The organism is Janibacter zhangyanbonis, assembly GCF_050507325.1.
In the GTDB taxonomy this organism is placed as follows: Bacteria; Actinomycetota; Actinomycetes; order Actinomycetales; family Dermatophilaceae; genus Janibacter.
In genome coordinates, this window is the sequence record NZ_CP191481.1 from 1,357,919 (window position 1) to 1,374,993 (window position 17,075).

18 protein-coding genes are annotated in these 17,075 nt (G+C 71.5%); 9 read left to right on the plus strand and 9 right to left on the minus strand.

Annotated elements, in window-relative coordinates; all coding sequences use genetic code 11:
* Positions 1-39: 39 nt before the first annotated feature.
* The 4 genes from ACQBJO_RS06625 to ACQBJO_RS06640 form a co-directional block, all read right to left on the minus strand.
* The gene (locus ACQBJO_RS06625; protein ID WP_255185963.1) at positions 40-711 is read right to left on the minus strand and encodes an IclR family transcriptional regulator; all 672 of its coding nucleotides are present in this window, start codon (positions 709-711) and stop codon (positions 40-42) included.
* A gap of 12 nt (positions 712-723) precedes the next feature.
* Positions 724-1,482: an alpha/beta fold hydrolase gene (locus ACQBJO_RS06630; protein WP_421006710.1), complete on the minus strand. Its 759-nt coding sequence runs from the start codon at positions 1,480-1,482 to the stop codon at positions 724-726.
* A gap of 64 nt (positions 1,483-1,546) precedes the next feature.
* Positions 1,547-2,512 carry a MerR family transcriptional regulator gene (locus ACQBJO_RS06635; protein ID WP_421006709.1) on the minus strand — a complete coding sequence of 322 codons (966 nt, stop codon included), beginning with the start codon at positions 2,510-2,512 and terminating at the stop codon, positions 1,547-1,549.
* A 22-nt stretch (positions 2,513-2,534) separates the two neighbouring features.
* A complete protein-coding gene (locus ACQBJO_RS06640) occupies positions 2,535-2,969 on the minus strand; it encodes an SRPBCC family protein (protein WP_421006708.1) in 435 nt (144 codons plus the stop codon).
* Positions 2,970-3,134: 165 nt separating this feature from the next.
* Between ACQBJO_RS06640 and ACQBJO_RS06645 the strand changes: the two genes are divergently transcribed.
* From ACQBJO_RS06645 to ACQBJO_RS06685, 9 genes are all read left to right on the plus strand, one after another.
* Positions 3,135-4,448, plus strand: a complete 1,314-nt coding sequence (locus ACQBJO_RS06645; RefSeq protein WP_421006707.1) for an NAD(P)/FAD-dependent oxidoreductase — start codon at positions 3,135-3,137, stop codon at positions 4,446-4,448.
* The gene (locus ACQBJO_RS06650) at positions 4,445-5,209 is read left to right on the plus strand and encodes a DUF1365 domain-containing protein (RefSeq protein ID WP_421006706.1); all 765 of its coding nucleotides are present in this window, start codon (positions 4,445-4,447) and stop codon (positions 5,207-5,209) included. Before ACQBJO_RS06645 ends, ACQBJO_RS06650 begins: the two co-directional genes overlap by 4 nt.
* Positions 5,206-6,465 carry a class I SAM-dependent methyltransferase gene (locus ACQBJO_RS06655; protein ID WP_421006705.1) on the plus strand — a complete coding sequence of 420 codons (1,260 nt, stop codon included), beginning with the start codon at positions 5,206-5,208 and terminating at the stop codon, positions 6,463-6,465. The genes ACQBJO_RS06650 and ACQBJO_RS06655 overlap by 4 nt, the downstream gene beginning before the upstream one ends.
* On the plus strand, positions 6,462-7,214 hold the full coding sequence (locus ACQBJO_RS06660; RefSeq protein WP_421006704.1) for an SDR family NAD(P)-dependent oxidoreductase: 753 nt from the start codon (positions 6,462-6,464) through the stop codon (positions 7,212-7,214). Before ACQBJO_RS06655 ends, ACQBJO_RS06660 begins: the two co-directional genes overlap by 4 nt.
* A gap of 94 nt (positions 7,215-7,308) precedes the next feature.
* Positions 7,309-8,031 carry a CPBP family glutamic-type intramembrane protease gene (locus tag ACQBJO_RS06665; protein WP_421006703.1) on the plus strand — a complete coding sequence of 241 codons (723 nt, stop codon included), beginning with the start codon at positions 7,309-7,311 and terminating at the stop codon, positions 8,029-8,031.
* Positions 8,032-8,038: 7 nt separating this feature from the next.
* Positions 8,039-8,992, plus strand: coding sequence for an NAD(P)H-binding protein (locus tag ACQBJO_RS06670; protein WP_421006702.1), 954 nt, complete (start codon positions 8,039-8,041; stop codon positions 8,990-8,992).
* Positions 8,993-9,159: 167 nt separating this feature from the next.
* Complete coding sequence (locus ACQBJO_RS06675) at positions 9,160-10,752, plus strand: M20/M25/M40 family metallo-hydrolase (protein WP_421006701.1); 1,593 nt, start codon at positions 9,160-9,162, stop codon at positions 10,750-10,752.
* A gap of 38 nt (positions 10,753-10,790) precedes the next feature.
* A complete protein-coding gene (locus ACQBJO_RS06680) occupies positions 10,791-11,471 on the plus strand; it encodes a hypothetical protein (RefSeq protein WP_421006700.1) in 681 nt (226 codons plus the stop codon).
* Between the two features lie 32 nt (positions 11,472-11,503).
* Positions 11,504-12,574, plus strand: a complete 1,071-nt coding sequence (locus ACQBJO_RS06685; RefSeq protein WP_421006699.1) for an NADH:flavin oxidoreductase — start codon at positions 11,504-11,506, stop codon at positions 12,572-12,574.
* A gap of 341 nt (positions 12,575-12,915) precedes the next feature.
* Here ACQBJO_RS06685 and ACQBJO_RS06690 read toward each other — a convergent pair whose 3' ends face one another.
* The 5 genes from ACQBJO_RS06690 to ACQBJO_RS06710 form a co-directional block, all read right to left on the minus strand.
* Positions 12,916-14,019, minus strand: coding sequence for an IS110 family transposase (locus tag ACQBJO_RS06690; RefSeq protein ID WP_421006698.1), 1,104 nt, complete (start codon positions 14,017-14,019; stop codon positions 12,916-12,918).
* A 266-nt stretch (positions 14,020-14,285) separates the two neighbouring features.
* A complete protein-coding gene (locus tag ACQBJO_RS06695; protein WP_421009217.1) occupies positions 14,286-14,786 on the minus strand; it encodes a hypothetical protein in 501 nt (166 codons plus the stop codon).
* A 506-nt stretch (positions 14,787-15,292) separates the two neighbouring features.
* Complete coding sequence (locus ACQBJO_RS06700) at positions 15,293-15,886, minus strand: hypothetical protein (RefSeq protein WP_421009216.1); 594 nt, start codon at positions 15,884-15,886, stop codon at positions 15,293-15,295.
* 284 nt (positions 15,887-16,170) lie between these two features.
* Positions 16,171-16,296: a hypothetical protein gene (locus tag ACQBJO_RS06705; protein ID WP_255185978.1), complete on the minus strand. Its 126-nt coding sequence runs from the start codon at positions 16,294-16,296 to the stop codon at positions 16,171-16,173.
* Between the two features lie 130 nt (positions 16,297-16,426).
* Positions 16,427-17,071, minus strand: a complete 645-nt coding sequence (locus ACQBJO_RS06710; RefSeq protein ID WP_421009215.1) for an NAD(P)-dependent oxidoreductase — start codon at positions 17,069-17,071, stop codon at positions 16,427-16,429.
* Between the last annotated feature and the right edge of the window lie 4 nt (positions 17,072-17,075).

A 17,075-nucleotide genomic window follows, 5' to 3' on the forward strand; every position in this document is an offset into this window, starting at 1 on the left:
GGCAGGAGTCCCGGTCAAGACCCGTTGAGCCGGGTGGGGTCAGAGCTGGGAGACGAGGTCCCGAGCCCGCTGCACGTGGGGGAGCAGGCTGTCGATGTCGAGGTCGGCAGGGGCCCCGAGGCGGATGACGCCGATCGAGCCCTCGACCTCGTCGGCGATGCTCCCCGTGCCGATGGCCAGGCCGACGGTGCCCGGCTGGACCTGGCCGTCGGAGACGGCATAGCCCAGCTCGCGGGCGACCCGCACGGCCTCGGCGTCGGTCGCTGCGGCGGGTCGCTGTGCGAGGATCGCGATGCCGTCGGCGCCGTGGGCGATCGGGTGGCGGGTGCCGATCTGGTAGCTGATGCCGATGGCGCCGCGCGCGCCCGGCTCGGCGACGGCGACGGCGACCGACTCGTCGCGGTCGGCGATCGAGACGAAGGCCGTGCAGCCCGTGCCGTCGGCGAGGTCCTGCACGAGCGGCTGCGCCGCCAGGCGGTACTGGCTCATGAAGCGTCCGGCGTAGGCGAGCGCGCCGGAGCCGAGCCGGTAGAGGCCGTCGCTGCCCTTGGCGACGAGGTGTCGCTGCTCGAGGGTCGCGAGCACCCGGTAGGCCCCGGCGCGGTGCACCCCGAGCTCGTCCGCGAGCGCCGCCGGGGAGGTGCCGCTCGTGCGCCGCGAGATGATCTCGATCGCCTCGAGGCCGCGGTCGAGGGTCTGCAGGGTGCTCATGGCTCCCGGAGTCTACGCAGCAGGCAGGGTCGCCTCGATGGCTGCCAGCAGGCCGAGCGGCGACTCGAACATCGCGTAGTGCCCGGCGTCGGGCAGCACCGTCAGCTCGCAGCCCGGGATCTGCTCCAACCACGTCGCGCGCATCGTCTCCTCGCCGAGGGCCGGGTCGTGGGCGCCGGCGACGGCGCGCACGGGGATGCTCGGCGCGGGCAGCTCGTCGGCGAAGTCGGCCCCGGTCCACGAGGCGAGGTAGCCGGCCACGGCCTCTGGCGTGGAGTGCTCCTGCGAGTAGGCGGTCATCGCGTCGAGCCAGCTGCCGGGGTGCCGGTTGCCCGTCGTGAAGTCGATGATCGCGCGCCGGTTGCCCGGCTCCTGCGCGGCCCCGCCGAAGAGCGCCTGTCCGTCGGCGTCGAGCGGCACGCCGGACGCGGGCACGGGGGAGATGCCGACGATCGCGGTGACGCGCTCGGGGTGCCGGCTCCAGGCGCGCAGCACCATGGCGCCGCCCATCGAGTGACCGATGAGCGCGAAGCTGTCCCAGCCGAGCTCGTCGGCCAGCGTGAAGACGTCGTCAGCGACGTCGTCGACGGAGAAGTCGGTGGCCTCGCCCTGCCGCGCCCCGTAGCCGCGCAGGTCGAGGAAGGCGAAGGTGAAGGCCTCGGTGTCGACGAGATCGGGCAGGAGTCCCCACCCGTCGGCGCCGCCGAACCAGCCGTGCACGGCGATGACCTTGGTCGGGCCGTGGCCCACGAGAGTCGGGGAGATCGTCATTGACCGTCCTTGTCGTCGGGCGCGACGCGGCGGTCGCGCGCAGCTCGTCGAAGTGCTCCGGAGTCTACGCAGGGGCCGGGCGCCGGCGGCCGCCCCGCAGGAGCCGGCTCACTTCCGCGGCGGCGGGCCCGACGGCGTGTCCGAGTCGGGTGGCGTCGACGTCGTCCTGGTGGCTGCCGCCGACGCAGACGGTCACCCCGTCGTAGTCGGCCAGGGTCCCGACGAGCGTGCGGGCCGCGCGGGCGTCCGGGCGCCGCGGCACGCCGATGACCACGCACCGCGCGGTGTGGGCCGTCAGAGCAGCGGTCCAGGCGTCGGTCGGCAGGTCGGCGCCCAGGTAGACGACGTCGACGCCCAGCCGACGCAGGGCGACGGCGAAGGCGAAGATCCCCAGCTCGTGGTGCGCCCCGGCGGGCAGGCCGACGATCACGCGTGGTCCACCGGTCCGGCTGGCAGCTGCGTCGTAGGCGGCAGCCAGCCGCCGCAGCACGGTGTGCGCGACGAGGTGCTCGCCGGCGACCGTGACCCGGCCGTCGGCCCACGCCTCGCCGAGCTCGACGAGGGCGGGCATCAGCCAGTCGTCGACGACCGCCTCGAAGGAGCCGGTGGCGAATCGCTCGTCAAGAACCGCGGCGACCCCGGCCGGATCCATCGCAGCGGCGGCGTCGAGCAGCCGCCGGGTCGCCTCGTCGCCGGACGAAGGCGGTGTGCTGAGGTGCGACGGAGGAGCCTCGACGTGGGGGCCGTCCGCCCGCGAGGGGGCGGGCGGGTCGGGGGTGGCCGATGGTGCGGGGGAGGGTGACCCCGTGCCGCTGTGACGTCGGCCCGCCTCTGCCGCAGCAGTGCTCGCCGTCCAGCCGTCGGCGACGAGCTCGGCCATCGTTCGCAGCCGCGCCAGCGTCTCGTCGTCGTAGAGGCGGTATCCGGCTTCGGTGCGCTGCGGCTCGACGACGTCGTAGCGACGCTCCCAGGCGCGCAGGGTCGCGGCGGGGACGCCGGTCAGCTCGGCGGCGCGCTTGATCGTGTACATGGGCGGTGGTCCTCGGGCTCCTCTACAGCTGCGGCAGCACTCGGGTGAGTGCCTCCTCGGCATCGTCCCCGAGGCGCCGCAGCGGGCCGCGGAGGAAGGGGGTGGCCAGCTTGGCGAGGCCCTTGAAGGTGAAGTCCGCCTCGTAGACGAGCACGCTACCGCCGTCGGGACCCGCACTGATCGACATGGTGTCCTGCACGCCCACCGTGTCGTTGTCGCCGCGCATGACGACCAGGCGGCCCGGCTGCAGGTCGACCGTCACGTAGGTCAGCTCGGTCTGCCGCCCGCGGAAGACCGAGCGGTTGTGGTGGCGGCTGCCCACCCCGCCGTCGCCCTCGACGAGCTTCGTCTCGAGGGTGCCCGGGTCCCACTCCTCGCTCGTCGTGAAGTCGCTGAGGTAGGCGTACACGAGCGCCGGAGGGGTACCGGGGACGGTGATCGTGCGGGTGATCTTCATCGTCGAACCATCCTTGAACAAACATTTGACAACCGAACGAAAGTCACTCTAGCGTCTGGACAAAGGTTAAACAATCTTTGGACGCGGGTGGCGCCGAACCCCCTTCGAGAGTCGCCCTCTTCGAGAGTCGCCCCCTTCGTCCCCGTCCACCGCAGGAGTCCCGCCGTGACCGACCACCGCGACCCATCGTCCACCGGGCGTCCGCGCGCCGCCGTCGTCGGCGCGGGCGTCTCAGGCCTGACGGCCGCGCACGTTCTGGCCCGCACCCACGACGTCACCCTCTACGAGGCCGACAGCCGGCTCGGCGGGCACGCCCACACGCACACGGTGCCCACGAGCGACGGGGGCAGCCTGCGGGTGGACAGCGGGTTCATCGTCCACAACGAGCGCACCTACCCGCACCTGCTGCGCCTCTTCCGCGAGCTCGACGTGCCGACCCGGCCGACCGAGATGAGCATGTCGATCACCTGTGACGGGTGCGGCCTGTCGTGGGCCGGTGGCCGCGGCGCGGGCGCGGTGCTCGCCCAGCCGCGGCGGGCGCTCGACCCGCGCTTCGTGCGCATGCTCACCGAGATCCCGCGCTTCCACCGCGCCGCCCGGGCCCTGCTCCACGACGCGGGCGCCACGGACGACCCGACGTGGGGCGAGTTCCTCGACCGGCACGGCTTCTCGCGCTACTTCGTCGCCCACTTCGCGCTGCCGCTCGTCTCGTGCGTCTGGTCCTCCGGTGACGAGGACTCGCTCGACTACCCGGCCCGCCACCTCTTCGCCTTCCTCGAGCACCACGGCATGCTCAGCGTCTCCGGGTCGCCGACCTGGCGCACCGTCGTCGGCGGCTCGGCCACCTACGTCGACGCGCTCACCGCGCGACTGCCCGACGTGCGCACCGGCTCGCCGGTCACCGCGATCACCCGGCACGACGACGGGGTCGACGTGCGCACCGCCGGTGGGGGTCCCCTTCGGGGCTCCGCACCCGCCGAGACCTTCGACAAGGTCGTCGTCGCCACGCACGCCGACCAGGCCCTCGCCCTCCTCGCCGACGCGACCCCGCAGGAAAAGGAGGACCTCGCCGCGATCCGCTACACCCGCAATAAGACCGTGCTGCACCGCGACACGAGCCACCTGCCGCGGGCGCGGCGGGCGCGCGCGTCGTGGAACTACCGCAGCGCCACGTGCGGCGGCGCGCTGCAGCCGCGGGTCAGCTACTGGATGAACCGCCTCCACGGGTACGACGAGGGCGGTGACCAGTTCCTCGTGACGCTCAACTCCCCGACCCCCTTCGACGAAGGGGACGTGGTCGCCCGGATGGACTACGCGCACCCGGTCTTCACCCGGGAGGCGGTGGCCGCGGCCGCCCGCCTGCGCACCGCGGGCGGCGACCGGCTCGCCTTCGCCGGCGCGCACCTGGGCTGGGGGTTCCACGAGGACGGGTGCCGCTCGGGTGTCGAGGCGGCACAGCGGCTCGGGGGCTCGTGGTGACCACAGCAGCGACCCGCACCGACCTGCCGACCCTCCCGAGCCTGGTCGTCGGGACCGTGAGCCACACCCGCCGCACGCCGCTCGAGCACGCCTTCGCCCACCGCCACTACCAATGGCTCGTCGACGTCGACGACCTGCCGCGGCACCGCGGGCCGCTGCGGGCGCTGACCCGCATCGAGGCCCGCGACCACCTCGACGGCGGTCGGCTCGGCGGCGGGATCCGGGGCGACCTCGAGCGGTTCCTCGCCCACCGCGGCGTGCAGCTCGAGGCCGGTGACCGCGTCGTCATGCTCGCGCACGCGCGGGTGCTCGGGCACGTCTTCGACCCGCTCACCGCCTACTGGTGCCTCGCGCCCGACGGGCGGCTGCGGGCCTGCGTCTTCGAGGTGCACAACACCTACGGCGAGCGGCACGCCTACCTGCTCGACGTCGACGCGAGCGGTCGGGCGCGCACGGACAAGGCGTTCTACGTCTCGCCGTTCAACGACACCGAGGGGGAGTGCGCGGTCTCGCTGCGGCTCGACCCCGAGCGGGTCACCGTGACCGTCGGCCTCGACCGCGACGGTGCTCGGGTGCTCACCGCGACGACGACCGGGGTGCCGCGCGCGGCGACGGACGCCGCGGTCGTGGGCACCGCCCTTCGCCATCTGCTCATGACCTGGCGCGTCAGCGCGCTCATCCGCATCCACGGCATCCGGCTGTGGGCGCGACGCCTGCCCATCCAGCCCCGCACTCCCCACCCACAGGAGCATGTCCGATGACCACAGCCCCCGCCCTCGACCAGCCGCTGTGCCTGCGGCGTCCCTCGCTGCGCCCGTGGTGCCTGCGTGCGCACCTGGCCCGCCCGATCCTCGCCGCCGTCCTGCGACGGGCGCCGGTGCGGGTGACGATGCCCGACGGCACCGAGCTCGGCGGCGCCGACGACCCGGACGCGCCCACGCTGCGCATCCTGCGGCCGACCGCGCTCTACGAGCGGATGGCCCACCACCCGAAGATCGGGCTCGGCGAGGGCTACATGGCCGGGGACTGGGACGCCGCGCCCGGGACCGACCTGGCGGACGCGCTGCTGCCCTTCGCGCAGCGGATGACGACCCTCGTGCCCCCGGGGCTGGCCCGGTGGCGGCGGGTCGTCGACCGGCGCATCCCGGCCTCGACGCGCAACACGCTGCTCGGGTCGCGGACCAACATCGAGGCGCACTACGACCTGAGCAACGAGCTCTTCGAGGCCTTCCTCGACGAGACGCTCAGCTACAGCTCCGCGCTTTTCGACCGCTCGCGACCGCTCGCGGAGCAGAGCCTCGAGGAGGCCCAGGCGGCGAAGATCGAGGCGGTCCTCGACACCGCCGGGGTGCGCAAGGGGTCGCGCGTCCTCGAGATCGGCACCGGGTGGGGATCTCTCGCGATCGCCGCCGCGCGCCGAGGCGCGCAGGTCACGACGATCACGCTCTCGCGGGAGCAGGCCGAGCTGGCCCGTGAGCGCATCGCGGCTGCGGGCCTGGCCGACCGGGTGTCCGTGCGGCTGCAGGACTACCGCGAGGTCCAGGGACAGTTCGACGCGATCGTCAGCGTCGAGATGATCGAGGCGGTCGGCGAGGAGTACTGGCCGACCTACTTCCGGGCGATCGACGACCTGCTCGCCCCCGGTGGGGTGGCCGCGATCCAGTCGATCCTCATGTCGCACGATCGCTACCTCGCGACCCGGCGGTCCTACGGCTGGATCCAGAAGCACATCTTCCCCGGCGGGCTCATCCCCTCGACCCGGGCGATCGAGGAGACGACCGAGCGGCACACCTCGCTGCGGGTGACGAGCGCGCACCACTTCGGCCAGGACTACGCGGTGACGCTGCGCCGGTGGCGCGAGCGCTTCCTGGAGCAGTGGCCGACGATTTCCGCGGCGGGCTTCGACGAGACCTTCCGGCGCACGTGGGAGTTCTACCTCGCCTACTGCGAGGCGGGCTTCGCCGCCGGCTACCTCGACGTGGCGCAGATCCGCCTCGAGCGCGAGGTGCTGTTGTGAGCAGCCTGGTGGGGCAGCGGGTCTGGCTCGTCGGGGCGTCGAGCGGCATCGGCGCGGCTCTCGCCGATGAGCTGCACGAGCGCGGCTCGATCGTCGCCGTGAGCGCGCGCCGGGCGGATCGGCTCGACGAGCTGTCCCGCGGGCGCTTCGCGACCGTCCCGGTCGACGTGACCGACCACGCCGCGGTGCTCGAGGGGGCACGGCAGGTGGGCGAGACCATCGGGCCCATCGAGACGGTCGTGTGGTGTGCCGGCTACTGGCACACCTTCGACGCGACCGACTGGCAGGCCGAGGAGTTCGCCCGGCATGTCGAGGTCAACCTCCTCGGGCTCGGGCACGTCATCGACGCGACCGTGCCCGAGATGGTTGCCCGGCGCAGCGGGCACGTCGTGGGGGTCGCGTCGGTCGCCGGCTACCGCGGGCTCTCCGGTGCAGAGGCCTACGCCGCAACGAAGTCGGCCCAGATCACCCTCCTGGAGTCCATGCGAGCGTCCTTGTCCGCGAAGGGAGTTCGCGTCACGACGGTCTGCCCCGGCTTCGTCCGGACGGAGATGACGGAGAGCAACTCCTTCCCCATGCCTTTCATCATCGACGCCGACGAGGCGGCGCGCGAGATCGCCGACGGCCTCGAGTCGGGCCGACCCGAGATCGTCTTCCCGTGGCCCATGGCGGTGACGATGAAGCTCGCCCGCCTCCTGCCGGTGCGCGCATGGACGGCGCTGTCCGCGCGACTGGCGGGGAGCTCGTGACCAGCGTGATGTGGTTTCGCCGGGACCTGCGCCTGGCCGACCACACGGTGCGGCCGCGACGTGTAAGGCTGGACCGTTACGACCAGGTACGTGCATGATCCACCCCGTGGTGGAGCTGCGGGCCTTCATCGCAGCAGCGGTTGTCGCGCCGGTGCCGCGTGACCACCGGGAGCCCGACGCGCGGGTGCACCGACGCCGCGTGGTCAGCGCGCTGACCCTCGTCGTCGGGGCGGTCGTCCTCGCCTTCACCCTGCGCATCCCGCCGGGTGACGAGTCCTTCTACGTCGGCGGGCTGGCGCTCGCCGCGGTGTGGGTGGTCGGGGGCCTGGGGGCCGGGAGGCTGCACGTCGGGTGGGCGCACACGCGCGAGTCCGGGCTGGCGCGACCGGTGGTGCAGCCCGTGGTGCTGGCGCTGCTCGCCGTCGGAGTCTTCGTAGCCGGCGCCGTCGTCGTCGGCGCGGTGCCGTGGCTCGCCGACCGGGTCGATGCGGTGCTCGACCACGCCCGCTACGGCTCGCTGCCGATCGTCTGGCTCATCACCGTCGTGACGGGAGTCGGCGAGGAGCTCTTCTTCCGCGGGGCCCTCTTCGCCGCGGTCGGTAGTCGGCACGCGCTCAGCGTGACGACCCTCGTCTACACACTTGTCACCGCCGCCACCGGCAACGTCATGCTCACCTTTGCTGCCCTGCTGCTGGGGCTGCTCACCGGGGCCCAGCGTCGGGTCACCGGGGGAGTGCTCGCCCCGGTCATCACCCACGTCATCTGGTCCAGCTCGATGCTCGTGCTCCTTCCACCCGCCCTCGACCTCCTGAGGTGATCCGCCCATGACCGAAACTTCCACCCCCTTCGCCGCGCCGAAGAAGCCCGGCACCGCACTCGTCACCGGCGCCACCGGCTACATCGGCGGGCTGCTCGTGCCCCGGCTGCTCGACGACGGCTGGACGGTGCGGGTCCTCACGCGCTCGAGTGAGCGGCTGCGCGGCCGCGACTGGGCCGACCGTGTCGAGGTCGTCGAGGGCGACGCGACGTCTGAGGCCGACCTGCGCCGGGCACTGTCGGGGACCGACGTCGCCTATTACCTCGTGCACTCGATGGACGGCGGGGGTGATCTCGCGCGCCGCGACCGAGAGCTCGCTGAGGGCTTCGCCGCGGCCGCGGGCGAGGCCGGGGTGGGGCGCATCGTCTACCTGGGCGGCTTGCACCCCGAGGGTGCGGACCTGTCGGAGCACCTCGCCTCGCGCGTCGAGGTCGGGCAGATCCTGCTCGACGGGCCGGTGCCGGCCGCGGTGCTCCAGGCGGCGGTCGTGCTGGGCGACGGGTCGGTCTCCTTCGACATGCTGCGCTACCTCACCGAGCGGCTACCCGTGATGGTCGCGCCGCGGTGGTTGCGCAACCGGATCCAGCCGATTGCGATCGACGATGCGTTGCACTACCTCGTGGGTGCGGCGGGGCTGCCGGCCGAGGTCGACCGGGCCTTTGACATCGGGGGGCCCGAGGTGCTGACCTACGAGCAGATGATCCAGCGCTTCGCGACGGTGACCGGACTGCGGCGACGGGTGGTCGTCACGCTGCCGGTGCTCACGCCGTGGCTCGCGAGCCACTGGGTCGGGGTCGTCACCCCGGTCGACGCCGGCGTGGCGAAGCCGCTCGTCGGCAGCCTCGTGCACGAGGTGGTGCGCCGCGAGCACGACCTCGACGACCTCGTGGGTCTGCCCGCGCAGGGACTCGTCGGCTTCGACGAGGCGGTCCGGCGGGCGATGCGGGGAGTGCGCGCGTAGCGGGTCACGGCCGGGTCAGGCCGGCGTCACGGCCCGGTCAGGAATCCCTGGCCGCTCGCCCGCCGGTCGCGAAGCCCCCACCGTTCGCCTCACTACCGGGCGGTCACCCTTGGGGCCCGTGCGGCCCCGGCGAAAGCCTGCGCGGACCACCGTCAAAGGAGCCGCAGATGCACGCCACGCCCGACGAGACCCCGGACCGGACCGCTGACCGCCCTACCGGTGACGACCACGCCACGACCGGCCGACTGCCGCGCCGCGCCTTCCTCGGTGGCGTCGGCGTCGCCGTGCTGGGGGTGGCCACCGCGGGAGGCGCCGGGGCCTTCCAGCGCACGTCGCCCCCTTCGACCGGCATGTCGGGGGCGGCGATCCCGGCCGCGGACATGGACCCGCTCGACCTGCTCAAGCGGATGCTGTCCTTCGACACGCAGAACAGCGGCCAGGGTGGCAAGACCCGGCCGCACGCCGAGATGCTCAAGGCGGTGTGGGAGCGCGCCGGCGTGACGGCCGAGATCATCGACACCCCGCAGCCGGACAACGTCCACCTGCTCGCCCGTATCCCCGGACAGGGCAGCGAGAAGCCGCTGCTCATCCTCGGCCACTCCGACGTCGTGCCCGTAGAGGAGGAAAACTGGGACGTCGACCCCTTCGCCGGCGAGGTCGTCGACGGCGAGATCTATGGTCGCGGTGCGCTCGACATGAAGGGCGCCAACTCCGCGATGATCAGCGCCCTGCTCCGACACCTCGACGAGGGCGCGACCTTCGACCGCGACATCATCGTGCTCACCGACTGCGACGAGGAGGCCGGCTCCTACGGCTCGGGCTGGCTCGCGGAGAACCACTGGGACAAGATCGACGCGGGTTGCGTTCTGACAGAAGGCGGCTGGTTCCTCGCGCAGAGCGACAAGACGACGCCGATGCTCATCACCGCCACCCGGCAGGACAACGTCTACTTCAACATCGACATCGTCGCGAAGGGCACCGCCACCCACTCGTCGAAGCCGATGCCCGACGACTCCGCGATCGTCACGCTGTCGCGGGCGCTGACGACGCTCGGCGAGTGGGAGGCGCGGGTGGAGCTCACCGACGTCACGCGCGAGTACTTCCGGGCGCTCGCCGACGCGACGACCAACCGGGACTTCGCCAAGGTGATCCGCCTGATGCTCAAGGCGAAGAGCCAGCCCTCGCGCGAGCGGGCCGCCGCGCTCGTCGTCAAGCACTCCGACTACCCCTATTTGCACCGCGCGCTGCTGCGCACGACGCACGCCTTCGTCATCCAGGAGGCGGGGTACAAGGAAAACGTCATCCCGTCGGAGGCGACGACGCGCGTCAACTGCCGCGGGATCCCCGGTGGGGAGAAGCCGCGCGACTTCCTCGCCGCGGTGCGCAAGCTGCTCGCGGACAAGGAGGTCGAGGTCGTCCTCGCCGGCAACCCCGGCGAGAGCGAGGAGCAGGCGCTGGCCCGGCTCGACACGACCTGGGCGACGCCGCCGGCCGACATCGACACCGACCTGTGGCGGGCGCTCGAGTCGGCCGCGGAGGAGACCTACGAGGGCACCCCCTTCGCCCCGGCGCTCTTCGAGGCCGGCACGAGCCTCGGCCCGTGGCGGGAGAAGGGCGTGCCGGGCTACGGCGTCTACCCCTATGTGCTGAGCAACGAGCAGCTCATCGGCATGCACGGCAACAACGAGCGGATCTACGTCGAGGCGCTCCAGCAGGGCAGCGACTACATGTACGACGTCTTCGGCGCGATGCGGGTCTGACCCGGACAGGGGAGCGGGGTGCGTGGTAGTCATCGAGGGTGCCTCCTGACGAAGTCCACGCGCTCCGCTCCTACCGACGCACCGCCGCGTGGGTCTTCCGCGGCGGTGCGGCGCTGCTCGTGGCGATCGTCGTCGGCACGATCGCGGTCGCCCTCGGCGCGCCGGACCGCCGCGAGCACTTCCTCGGGCAGAGCGCACACAGGCAGGCGACGGTCGTCGGCGTCGACGCGGGTGGTCTGTGCGGCCGGAGCGCGCAGCGCGAGCACCACTACACGCTCACCTGGGACGAAGGGGGCGCCTCCCGTCAGGAGACCATCACCCGTTGCGGGAGTGGCGAGCTCGACGTCGGTGAGCGCGTCGAGATCTGGTCGACGTCGGGCATGCCCTACACGGAGTCCGCGCTGGTGTGGCGACTGCTCGTCGGCGGCATCGCGCTCGCCTTCGTGCTGCTGGGGGCCGGTGCGCTGTGGCAGGAGCGTCGCCTGCGTCGTGACGTCGATGCGGTGCTCGGCGGGGCGCAGCCGGCGGCGTCGTATGCGGTGGCGGACCTGTCGCGGTGGTGGCTGCCCTTCCACCGCACGCTGTACCCGAAGGGGGCTCCCGGCCCGCACCCGCCGCCCGGAACCGTCTATCCCCTTCGCCTGGGGAGGCGCGGTCGGCCGCGTGGGCTGACCCTGCACGTCGCGCCGGACGGTGCGCGGCGGTGGTACTCGACCTGAGGGCCGGCGCTCCCGTTTGCGACGATGGGGCCATGACCTCCCTGCACGACCGCCTCGACCTCACCCACGGGCCCGCGTGGGCCAACCGGCTCGCCCTGGCGCCGCTGACCAACACGCAGAGCCACGCGGACGGGACGCTCTCGGACGACGAGTACCGGTGGCTGGTGGCGCGGGCCGAGGGCGGCTTCGGCATGACGATGACGTGCGCGACCTATGTGGCGCGCGCGGGGCAGGCGTGGGGTGGCCAGCTGGGCATCAGCGACGACCGCCACCTCGAGGGGCTGACCCGGCTCGCCGACGGCATCCGCGCCGCGGGGAGCGTCTCGTCGGTGCAGCTGCACCACGGCGGCCGGCGCTCCGACCCGGGCGTCACCGGGGTCGACAACGTCGCGCCGTGGGCGGACCCCGAGCGCGGGGTGCGGGCGCTGAGTACCGGTGAGGTGCAGCAGGCGGTCGAGGACTTCGTCGTCGGGGCGGAGCGCGCGCAGCGTGCGGGCTTCGACGGCGTCGAGGTCCACGGTGCGCACGGTTATCTCCTGTGCCAGTTCCTCGACGGGCGGCACAACCACCGCACCGACGGCTACGGCGGGTCGCTCGAGGACCGGGCGCGGGTGATCTTCGAGGTGCTGCGCGGGATCCGTGAGCGGACCGGTCCGGACTTCCAGGTCGGTATCCGCCTGACGCCGCAGGGCAACGGGATCGTCCTCGACGAAGGCGTCACCGTCGCGCAGTGGACCCTCGACTCCGGCCTCGTGGACTACGTCGACATGTCGCTGTGGGACGCCTTCATGACCGTCGGCGAAGGGGAGGACCTCCTCATCGACGCCTTCACCGGGCTCGAGCGGGGCCGGACCCGGCTGGGTGTCGCGGGCAAGATCCGCTCCGCGCAGCAGGCGCGCTGGTGCCTGGCGAAGGGGGCGGACTTCGTCGACCTCGGACGCGCCGCGATCGTCCACCACGACATGCCGCGGCGGATCGAGCAGGACTCGAGCTTCGCGATGGCGGCGCTGCCGGTGAGCCGGCAGCACCTGCGTGACGAGCGGGTGAGCGACACCTTCATCGACTACCTCGACGCGGGGTGGCCTGACTTCGTGGCGGGGTGACGTCGGCTGGCGCTGTGGCCGGAGCCAATCTAGGTGGCGGCCGAGTACACCTGATATGGAGCGACTTCTTGTCAAGAGGCAGGGTGAGGCGCCCGTCCCCGAATCAGGGGGCGGGCGCCTCATGCTTCGTCGTCGTGGTGCTGGCGAGCGTGTCGTTTCCCGACGCGCGGTCAGACTGATATTCGCGGGTTGGTTACCGCAGGACGGTGCTTTCGGCAGGAGCTGGACCGCGTGTCTAGCAACGAGCGTGGCCAGTCTGGGCTGGCTGCTCATAGGTGTTTCGCGGGTCGCTCCACGCGCTGCCACCAGTACCGGCGCGGCGACGAAGCAGTTCGTGGGGCCTATGGCATGGACGCTCCTTCGAGGACGGCCAGGGACCAGCACCAGCCGGCGAGCTCACGCGCGATGGCGATGTTGGCGACGGTGGGCTTCTTCCTGCGTTCGTTGAACCTCACCCACCGCTCGTGCAGGCGTCGGTTGCCCGCGTCCCCGCGGGACCGGGCAGCAGCGGGTGCCAGGTCCCACCGATCACGCATGGTCTTGCCGATCCGGTAGCGGGGGCGGTGGTGCCAGGCGGCCTCGACCAGCAGTCGACGTACATGGGTGTTGCCGGTCTTGGTGATCGATCCCTGCACGCGCGAGCTGCCGGAGGAGTACTCGCTGGGTACGAGCCCGACGAAGGAACCGATGCTGTTGCCGGTGAACCGGTGCCAGTCGCCGACCTCGACCGCCAAGGCGAACCCGGTCAGGGTGCCCACCCCGCGCAGGCACCCGAGCCGGTGGACCACGTCGGTGAACTCGCCGTCAGCGGCCATCTCCTCGATCGCGACGTTGAGTCGGTCGCGGCGTGCCTGGACCGTCAGCACGGCCTCGTAATCGGAGTCGAAGGCCAGCCGGGTGGCACGACCGGTCAACTGTGACAGTGCCTCTTGGCGCAACCACACGTCATGCTTGCCGGTCCACGCGGCACCGCCGTAGTAGACGACCCCGTGGCGCAGCAACAACTTCGACAGTCGGTGCCGGGCGCGCATCAGGTCACCGCGGCAGTCCTCACGGGCACGGACCAGATCCCGGGCGGCCTCCTGGTCCACGCTCGGGATCGCGACCGAGGTGACTTCGTCCAGGCGCAGCAGCCGAGCCAAGTGGATCGCGTCCTTGGCGTCGGTCTTGACCCGATCACCGGAGGGCTTTTGCAGCTTGCTCGGCGCGGCGACCTCGCACCGGATCCCCGCCGCGGCCAGATGTCGGTACAGGCCGAATCCGGTCGGCCCGGCCTCGTAGGTCACCGCCACTGGTCCCGGCAAGGCTTGGACCCAGGACACGACGTGCTCGTGAGACGGAGTCAGCTTCGATTGGAACAGCTCGCCCGTGACACCATCGATCGCCGCCGCAGCAACAGATCGTGCATGCACGTCGAGCCCAACACTCGTACGCTCGGTAAACACCGGGGCCTCCCACAACTGTCGGACAGGCCGAGCAGGCAGCCCCTACTCGGTAACCCACGAACATGTGTGAGAGAGGCCCCGGCCCGCAACCCCTCGGTCAGCCCGAGTGGTCACCCATACCGTCTAGCGGGCCAGATCGGCGACTACGCCGTTGCTCCGTACGACGGTCCCGCCGGCCTGTGGATCGTCTGGTTGCGGCCGGCCTCTCGTGGTTCGCATCCACCAGCACCCGCCGACGACTCTTCGCCCCGTCGGTGGCCGGCGACTCAGCGGGTCAGGCGGGTGCGGGTGCCGAGGACTTCGAGGGTGTCGACGGGCTCGTCCTGCAGGTCGGCGACGGTGGCGATGTCCTGCCACTGACCGCCGTTGACGCGGTACTGGCCGGTGAGGCGGGCGTCGACCTTGATCTGCCGGGTGCCGGTGTCCTTGTAGGTGTGCACGACGTCGCCGTCGGGGTAGGTCCCGCCCATGCTCGTGGTCCAGCCGGAGGTGGTGCCGTCGCCGTAGTCGTAGCGGTACTCCTTCGCCGCGACCTTGAACTCGACGGTCCACGACAGCAGCTTGATCTTGTCGCTGACCTCGCCGGGCTCGAGGCCCGAGTCGTCGGGCCACTGCGCTGCGTAGAAGGTCTTGAGCCCCTTGAGCGTCTTGTTGCCCTTGGGCTGGACCGTGACGCTGGGCTTGCTGAAGGGCAGCTCGCGGAAGGCGGTCTGGATCTGGGCGAAGGTCGGGACCGGTGGCTGCTGGACCTGGACCGTGCCCTCCACTCCGGGAAGGGTGATGCTGGTCGGGGGGCCGCACGTCAGGCCGTGGTAGGTCCACGGGCCGTTGTCGATCTTGATCCACGTGATCGTGGGCGACTGGTAATTGGTCCCACCTGCGTCGGCATCACAGGCCGCGCGGCTTTGTGAGCACTGCTCAACTCCGAAGTCGGTGCACGGTTCGCTGTTGATCTGGACGTTGACCTTCTTCGGGGCGTTCTTGATCTTGGGGGCGTTCTCGCCTCCGTCGGGGTTCGACGGGCCGCGGGGCGCGCCGGCTGGGGAAGGGGCCCGGTCACGGCCTCGCTGTGGTGAGAGGTCACTCCCGGTTTCGTCGTAGACCGTTGCCGAGTGATTGTTCGCGCCCGCGGATGGCCCTGTCGTCCCCGGGGGTGGAGTTGCGGGGGCGGTAGATGGCGGGGGTGGTTGAGGAGGGTCGGTCGGCTCGCCCTGGGCTGTTGGGGTGATGAGGAGCGTGGCCATGAACAAGGCGATAGCCAAGAACGCGCGCATCACTCCACCCTCACAAGAGCGCGGATCTGCCAGCCGTTGCTCGTCCACTGGGTATTGCTCACGATGGTCATGGAGACCGGTTGGATCTCGGGTCCCTTGGCTCCGTCGGCGCCAACCTCGCGGTAGCTGGAGTTCTTCACGTCCATCTCGACCCGGTAGCCGCCGTCGTCGCGCTTACGAATCGTGGTGCCTTCGGCAACGGCGTACGGATTCTTACTGGCACGCACATCTCGCTGATTGAAGTCATCGGCGACGTCACCCAACCCGTCGCAGACTGCACAGCCTTCGGAGTATGCGCGGAGCGTCGCGGAGTCGGCCGTCTTGAGAGCCTCACCCATCTGCATCTGGTACCACTCGTTGAAGGCGATCGCGCCTTCCTTCGTCTGAGCCTTCGCCTCTTCGGGCAGCTCCGCGACCTTCCCCTCGCCCGAGGTCGACGAGGTGCTCGGCTCCGAGCTGGACTCGGACGAGGAACTCGAATCCGAAGACGTGGACGACGACTTGCTTGGGTCGATGGGGGAGGCGGTGGTCGTCGACTCCTCGGGCTCGCTGTCGTCACCACAGGCGGCCAGGCCGCCGGTCAGGACCGCCACGGCAGCAAGGATCGCTGCACCTCGCGTGGACTGCACGGGTTCTCCCCTTCGTCGCATGTGGGGCAGAGCCCGCCCCCGAACTGCATCCACCGTAGTGAATTGCGGGGAAGCCGCATCTCGACGATCCACAGGCCCGGCCTGGACCGTCGTACGGAGCAACGGCGTGGTCGCCGATCTGGCCCGACAGGGCGCGGTTCTGAGGGGCCTCGGAGCACCCCGCGCGTCAACACCGCCGACGACTCATCGCCCCGCCGGTGGGCCGGCGGGGCGAAGGGAGTCGTGGGTCAGTTCGGCGGCTGCTTGACGCGCGAGTTGGTCATGAGGGTCTGCTCGACCCAGGCCATGACGAAGGGGAGGGCCGCGACCGAGATCGTCGCCGCTCCCGTCAGAAGGCCTGTCGTGAGGTTCATGTCATCCACGGTTGCATCGATGGCACGATCCGGCGATCCAGAGTGGCGAGTCGGCGATCTCGTCACCGGATCTTGACCTTAGGGCCCGAACTCGTCCCGCCATGCGGACCGCGCGCCGGCCGACGCCGCGTCAGTGGGCGACGGTGAAGCGCTGGCGCGGGTGCTTGCGCTGCTCGATCTCGTCGACGTAGGCCAGGGCGAAGTCGGTCCCGGAGATCTCCGAGTTGCCCTCGGCGTCGGTCACGAGCTCGTCGCCACCGAGCTGGTAGCTGCCGGTGGTCTCGCCAGGAGCGAAGGAACCGAAGAGGGCAGCGGGGGAGACGTAGAACCAGTCGAGCTCGGCGGGGCCCTCGCGCAGGGCGTCGAGCACCTTGGCGTGGGAGAGGGCCTCGGGCTTCCAGTCCTCGTGGAAGTCCGGGGTGTCGATGAGGCGGGGGCCGCCCTTCGCCACGTGGAGGGACCCGGCGCCGCCGACGAAGGACAGGCGCGCGCCGTGCTCGATGGCCGCGGAGGTGAGGCGGCCGACGTGGTCGATGAGTGGGGAACCGCCCACGTCGGCGCCGTGCGTCGCGACGACGAGGTCGTCCGCGTCGATCGCGGCTTGCGTGAGGACGGTGTCGTCGGTGAGCGAGCCGGTGCGGTACTCCACGCCTTCGGCCTGCTCGGCCGGGGCGGTGCGGCTGTAGGAGATGACCTGGTGGCCGCGGGAGACGGCTTCGCGGGCGATGTTGCCGCCGGCGTATCCGGTGCCGCCGAAGATGACGATGGTGCTCATGGTG